We start from the raw sequence: 6,555 nt of genomic DNA on the forward strand, positions 1-6,555 counted from the left end.
GTGCTGGGGGCGCATCCGGTGCCGGAGGGGGTGCTGGTGCGGGTGCTGCGGCCGTTCGCCCTGGCGGTGACGGTGGTGGCCGGGGGTCTCCGGGCCCGGCTGCGCTCCGAGGGCGAGGGCTTCTTCGCCGGAGTGCTGCCGCTGCCCGAGGTGCCGGCGTACCGGCTGCGGGTGGCGTACGACGGGGGCGAGCTGGAAGTGGACGATCCGTACCGCTTCCTTCCGGCGCTGGGCGACTTCGACCTGCATCTGATCGGTGAGGGGCGGCACGAGGAGCTGTGGCGGGCGCTGGGCGCGCGGCCGATGACCCATCAGGGGGTGGTCGGCACCCGTTTCACCGTCTGGGCGCCGAACGCCCGCGGGGTACGGGTGATCGGCGACTTCTGCTACTGGGACGGCACCGCCTTCCCGATGCGCTCGCTGGGGCGCAGCGGGGTGTGGGAGCTGTTCCTGCCCGAAGTGGGCGAGGGGGCGCTGTACCGGTTCGAGATCACCCGGCCGGACGGCAGCCGCACCCGGCGCGCGGACCCGATGGCGCGGCGCACCGAGTGCCCGCCGGCCAATGCCTCGGTGGTGCACGCCTCGCACCACCGGTGGCGGGACCAGGAGTGGATGGCCGCCCGCCCGGGCGTCCCGGTGCACGAGTCGCCCCTGTCCGTGTACGAGGTGCACCTGCCGTCCTGGCGGCCGGGGCTGAGCTACCGGCAGCTGGCCGAGCAGCTGCCGGACTACGTGCGCGAGCTGGGCTTCACCCATGTGGAGTTCATGCCGGTGGCCGAGCACCCCTTCGGCGGCTCCTGGGGCTACCAGGTCACCGGCTTCTACGCGCCCACCGCGCGGCTGGGCACCCCCGACGACTTCAAGTACCTGGTGGACGCCCTGCACCAGGCCGGCATCGGGGTGATCGTGGACTGGGTGCCCGCGCACTTCCCGCGCGACGACTGGGCGCTGGCCCGGTTCGACGGCACCGCGCTGTACGAGCACGCCGACCCGCGCCGGGCCGCGCACCCCGACTGGGGCACCCTGGAGTTCGACTACGGCCGCACCGAGGTGCGCAACTTCCTGGTCGCCAACGCGGTCTACTGGTGCGAGGAGTTCCATGTGGACGGGCTGCGGGTGGACGCCGTGGCCTCGATGCTCTACCTGGACTACTCGCGCGAGCCCGGCCAGTGGACGCCCAACGCGCACGGCGGCCGGGAGGACCTGGACGCGGTCTCCTTCCTCCAGGAGATGAACGCCACGGTCTACCGCCGCTGCCCGGGCGTGGTGACCATCGCCGAGGAGTCCACCGCCTGGGACGGCGTGACCCGGCCCACCCACCACCGGGGCGAGGGCGGCTTCGGCGGGCTCGGGTTCGGGCTCAAGTGGAACATGGGCTGGATGCACGACTCGCTGGGCTATGTGGCGCACGAGCCGGTGCACCGCAAGTACCACCACCACGAGATGACCTTCTCCATGGTGTACGCGTACAGCGAGAACTACCTGCTGCCGATCTCGCACGACGAGGTGGTGCACGGCAAGCGTGCGCTGGTCTCCAAGCTGCCCGGCGACTGGTGGCAGCGGCGCGCCACCCACCGGGCCTACCTGGGCTTCATGTGGGCCCATCCGGGCAAGCAGCTGCTGTTCATGGGGCAGGAGTTCGCGCAGGGAGCCGAGTGGTCGCACGAGCACGGGCCGGAGTGGTGGCTGCTGGACGACTCGTACCACTCGGCGGGCGACCACCGGGGGGTGCGGAACCTGGTAAGCGACCTCAACCACCGCTACCGCACCACGCCCTCGCTGTGGCAGCGGGACACCGTGCCGGAGGGCTTCGCCTGGGTGGAGGGGGACGCGGCCGAGGACAACGTCTTCGCCTTCCTCCGCTTCGACGCGCACGGCTCACCGCTGCTGGCGGTCAGCAACTTCGCGCCGGTGGTGCGGCACGGCTACCGGCTGGGGGTGCCCGACCGCATCGGGGCCTGGCGGGAGGTGCTCAACACCGACGATCGGTCCTACGGTGGCGGTGGCCTGGGCAACCCGGGCCGGCTGGCCGCCGAACCGGTCCCCGCGCACGGCCGCCCGAACAGCCTGGCGCTGCTCCTCCCCCCGCTGGCCACCCTCTGGCTGCGCCCCGCCTGAACCGGCGCCGGCCCGCGCGGGTTCCGCCCATCCGGGTCGGCCGGCGCGGGTTCGGCCGGTGGTCTCGGCCGGCACGGGCTTGGCGAAAGCAGGCCGGCCGGTGCGGGTCCGGGCGGGGCGGGCACGGTCCCAGCGGGGCGGCCGACGCGGGTACGGCCCACGCGGATTCGGGCCACGCGGGCTCGGCCCGTGCGGATCCGCGCCGCGCGGGGCAGGAGGAGGCCGGTGCGGGGCTCGGCCCGTACGGTGCCCCGGCCGGGTCAGTAGCCGGCCGGGCGCACCAGCCCCGTCTCGTACGCGAAGACCGCGGCCTGGGTGCGGTCGCGCAGCCCCAGCTTGACCAGGATCCGGCTTACATGGGTCTTCACGGTCTGCTCGGCGAGCACCAGCCGGGCGGCGATCTCGGCGTTCGACATGCCCTGCGCGATCAGGGACAGCACCTCGGTCTCGCGCTCGGTCAGATCGCCCACCCGGTCCCTGAGCGGGGTGCGCGGGGCGGGGCTCATCCGGGAGAACTCGGCGATCAGCCGCTTGGTGACCGCCGGGGCGAGCAGCGCCTCACCGGCGGCCACCACCCGTACCGCGTGCGCGAGTTCCTCGGCCGAGGCGTCCTTCAGCAGGAATCCGGAGGCGCCCGCGCGCAGCGCCTCGTAGACATACTCGTCCAGGTCGAAGGTGGTGAGGACCAGGACCTTGACCGCGGCCGGCAGGCCGTCCGGCCCGTGGGTGGTGATGCGCCGGGTCGCCTCTATGCCGCCCAGCTCGGGCATCCGGATGTCCATCAGCACCACGTCGGGGGCGAGTTCGGCGACCTGGCGCACCGCGTCGTTGCCGTCCACGGCCTGGCCGACGACCTCCAGGTCCGGCTCGGCGTTGAGCAGCACCGTGAAGCCCTGCCGGACCATCATCTGGTCGTCGGCGATCAGCACGCGGATGGTCATCAGTCGTCCTCCAGCCCCACCGGGAGCATTGCCACTACCTCGTAGCCGCCGAGCGGGGTGGGCCCGGCGGCGAACTCCCCACCCAGCATGGCAGTGCGCTCGCGCATGCCCAGCACCCCGTGCCCCATGCCCGGCGAGGGGGCGGCGGCCAGGGCCGGCGCGGTGTTGGCGACCCGGATCGCCACCCCGGCCCGCCGGTAGTCGACCCGCACCCGCGCCGAGGCGCCCGGGGCGTGCCGCAGCACGTTGCTCAGCGCCTCCTGCACGATGCGGAAGGCGGACAGCTCCACCCCCGGCGGCAGCGGGCGCCGCTCGCCGCGGGTCTCGACGGCGACCGCCAGCCCGGCCGCGCGCACCTTGCCCACCAGTTCGTCCAGCCGGTCCAAGGTGGGCTGCGGGGCGTGCCGGGTGCCGTCCGACCGGGCGTCCTCGGAGCGCAGTACGCCGAGCACCCGGCGGAGTTCGGTGAGCGCCTCCACGGCGTGCTCCCGGATGCCGGCCAGGTTCTCCCGCAGCTCCGGGGGAGGGTTCTCCACCAGGTGCGGGGCGACCTGGGCCTGGATGGAGATCACCGACATGTGGTGGGCGACCACGTCGTGGAGTTCGCGGGCGATCCGGTTGCGCTCCTCCAACAGGGTGCGCCGGGTCCGCTCCTCGGTGGTCAGCTCCTCCTGGACGACCAGTTGGGTACGGGCCACCCGGCGGCCCCGCAGCGCGGCACCGACCAGGACCGCGGTGGCCAGCACCGGCACCGCCAGGTCCAGGTCCGAGTCGTACCGGTGGATCCCGGTCGGCGGCAGGGCGAGGGCCGCACCGATCAGCACGCTGACCGACAGCGCCGAGATCGCGGCCCGCGGGCGGACCCGCAGGGCCAGCAGGAGCAGCACCCCGGCCTGGGCGGCGATCCCCGGGCCGGTCCAGGGGTACAGCACGCGCGCGCCGGTCGGGGACTCGTGGAGCAGCGCGGCGGCGGCCATGCTGCCGGTCGCCATCCACCAGGCGGGCACCGGCCGGTACAGCGCCGCCACCAGCGCCGCCGCCTGGACCAGGCCGAGGAGCACCCCGAGCCGCCCCAGTCGGTAGGTCACGACCAGGTGGTTCGCGCCGACGCCCCCGACGACGAGGGCGGCCAGCAGCACCGCGAAGACCAGCACCGGACGCCACACCGGCCAGTCCGGAGCGCCCATGGGCGGCAGCGGATCGCGGTCCACCGTCCACAGGTCCTCGCGCAGGGCGCGCGGCGTCCGCCTCACCGCGGCCGCCATCCGCCTCAGGACGCCCTTCCTCCTCAGCCACGGCAGCCACCCCATGGCGCCCTCCGCCCCCGTCCGCACCAACGTCCCCTTCCGTACGCGCTCCACAGCGAGCAGTCTCATCGATCGGCGGCCCTCCGCGGGGCGTTGGCGGCGGTGCGATCGGTCACCGGCGCACCGCATCTCAGGCACCGTCCGTCCCGTCGAGCACCGCGGTCCCCCGGGCGGGAGGCCGCGCCTGCGAGGCCCGCGCACCGCACCCGGGACCCGCGCCGTGTCCCCGCCGGACCACCGTGCCGCGGCCAGGAGCGGCGGAGCGCCACTCGTACGCCCCGAAGGCCGCCAGGCACACCAGCAGTGCCGCCGCGAACACCGGTAGCCAGGCCAGTCGGGCGAGCACCCAGCCCGGCCCGTCCGGCGCCGTGTGCAGCCCGGGCAGCGGGGCGCCGGCCAGCAGTCCCAGGGCGGTGACCGCCATCATCGCGGTCTGGTGCCAGAGGAAGACCGTCATCGCGGCGAGGTTGACCAGCGCCACCGCGGCCCAGGCCACCGGCCGTCGCAGCGCCCTCCGCAGCGGTCCGAGCAGCAGCAGGGCCGCGCCGCACTGCGCCAGTCCGAAGGTGGTGGCGGCCAGGGTCGGCGGGTCGAGGTTGGAGATCCGGGCGCCGGGCACCCCCACCATGGACGCCGGGTAGCCGGCGCGGAGCACCAGCGCCGCGGTGGCCACCGCTCCCCCGCCCAGCAGCAGCCGGCCGGTGGCACGCCCGGTGAGCCGGCCTCGCGCCCAGGCCGTGCCCAGGCAGTACGGGACCAGCCAGCCGGCCGGTACGTTGAGCCGGCCGATCCAGTCCCACCCCTCGGGCGTGCCGAGGCCGTAGCGGAACAGGTCGACGCCGAACACCACGGCGAGCGGCCACAGCGGATGCAGCCGGGCCACCAGGGGGGTCGCCGCGGTCAGCGCCGCGAACACCAGCAGGAACCACAGCGGCGACACGGCCCGTTTGACCAGCGCGTAGACGCTCTCGTAGTCGACCTCCGAGGCCAGCAGCGCGCCCGCGACCACCGTCCACACCAGCAGCAGCGCGGCGACCGGACCGAACAGCCGGGCCAGCCGGGCGCCCAGCCACCGCCGGTATCCCGTGCCCCGGTCCCGGGCCGCCGCCAGGCTTCGCGCCGCCATGTGCCCGCCCACCAGAAAGAACACCGCCAGGGTCTGGAAGAGCCAGGACACCGGAGTGAACGCGGGCATCCGGCTCAGCGGGCTGGCGCCGCGCACCGTGCCGCTGTCCACGACCAGCGCGGTCACCAGCCAGTGCCCCAGCACCACCCCCAGGATGGCCAGGGCGCGCAGGGCGTCCATCGCGCGGTCGCGGTCGGGCGGGGTGCCGGCCTCGATCCGCCGCGCCAGCTCACGCATGGCGGCCCGCCGGGGAAAGGGGGCGTCCGGTGACGATCCGGGCGATGTTCGCCAGCGCCACGGAGTGCGGTCTGAGGTAGTCGCTGTGGCCGCCGTCGCCCGCCGCGAAGATTCGCGCGCCGAACCGCGGTGCCACCGGATCGGTGCCGAAGCCGAGCGTGGTGAAGGGGAGGTGGAGCCGGAGATGCGGTACCGCGGCCACCCAGTCGCCGCCGCTCCGGCCGGCCCAGACGGTGGCCGGGGTGTGCAGCGCGGCGACCGAGTCGGCGCCGGTGCCGGGGCTGCCGTACAGCACCAGGTCCGCCACCCTCAGGCCGGGCGCGGCCCGGCCGCAGACCACCGAGCCGTAGGAGTGGCAGAGCAGCGAGATCCGGGCGCCGGGGCGGGCGGCGCGCAGCGTGGCCACGAACCGGCGCAGTTGGGGAGCGGCCTGCCGGGCGCGGGCGTCGGTCGCCGCCTCGGGGCTCACCGTGCCCGGGGTCCGGTAGCCGAGCCAGCCGATGACCGCGCACCGTCCGCCCAGTGCCCGCCGCAGGGCGAGCGCCCCGGCCCGCAGCCGCCCGTACCGCTCCAGTCCGGTGTCCGAGCCGGGCACCAGTACGGCGATCCGTTCGGCGCGGGGCAGTTCGCCGAAGACCTCGGCGGCGCGGCCCCCGTCGCGGCCGTCGAAGTCCAGGAAGTGCCGGGCCGGGTCGGCCATGACGTGCAGCGCCGCCGCCCGCCGGTGGTCGCCGTGGCCGGCGGCCGTCCGCTCGGCCGCGCGGATGTCGCGGCGGGTGGCGGCGTACCGCTCGGCGAACGCGGCGGGGGTGGCGGCGCGCAGCGG

Annotated in this window: 5 protein-coding genes; 1 reads left to right on the forward strand and 4 read right to left on the reverse strand. The window is 75.2% G+C overall.

Annotation, left to right across the window (positions count from 1 at the left end; genetic code table 11):
* Positions 1-2,118: 1,4-alpha-glucan branching enzyme (gene glgB, locus E4099_RS27140; protein ID WP_135341763.1), on the forward strand; the 2,118-nt coding region annotated here is incomplete at its 5' end.
* Positions 2,119-2,378: 260 nt separating this feature from the next.
* On the opposite strand, the gene E4099_RS27145 is transcribed toward glgB, so the two are convergent.
* The 4 genes from E4099_RS27145 to E4099_RS27160 form a co-directional block, all read right to left on the reverse strand.
* Positions 2,379-3,059 carry a response regulator gene (locus tag E4099_RS27145; RefSeq protein WP_135341764.1) on the reverse strand — a complete coding sequence of 227 codons (681 nt, stop codon included), beginning with the start codon at positions 3,057-3,059 and terminating at the stop codon, positions 2,379-2,381.
* On the reverse strand, positions 3,059-4,369 hold the full coding sequence (locus tag E4099_RS27150; protein WP_135341767.1) for a sensor histidine kinase: 1,311 nt from the start codon (positions 4,367-4,369) through the stop codon (positions 3,059-3,061). The genes E4099_RS27145 and E4099_RS27150 overlap by 1 nt, the downstream gene beginning before the upstream one ends.
* Positions 4,370-4,496: 127 nt before the next feature.
* Positions 4,497-5,729 carry an acyltransferase family protein gene (locus E4099_RS27155; protein ID WP_135341765.1) on the reverse strand — a complete coding sequence of 411 codons (1,233 nt, stop codon included), beginning with the start codon at positions 5,727-5,729 and terminating at the stop codon, positions 4,497-4,499.
* Positions 5,722-6,555: alpha/beta hydrolase (locus tag E4099_RS27160; RefSeq protein ID WP_135341766.1), on the reverse strand; the 834-nt coding region annotated here is incomplete at its 5' end. The genes E4099_RS27160 and E4099_RS27155, both read right to left, overlap by 8 nt.

This window comes from Streptomyces palmae (genome assembly GCF_004684805.1).
In the GTDB taxonomy this organism is placed as follows: Bacteria; Actinomycetota; Actinomycetes; order Streptomycetales; family Streptomycetaceae; genus Streptomyces; species Streptomyces palmae.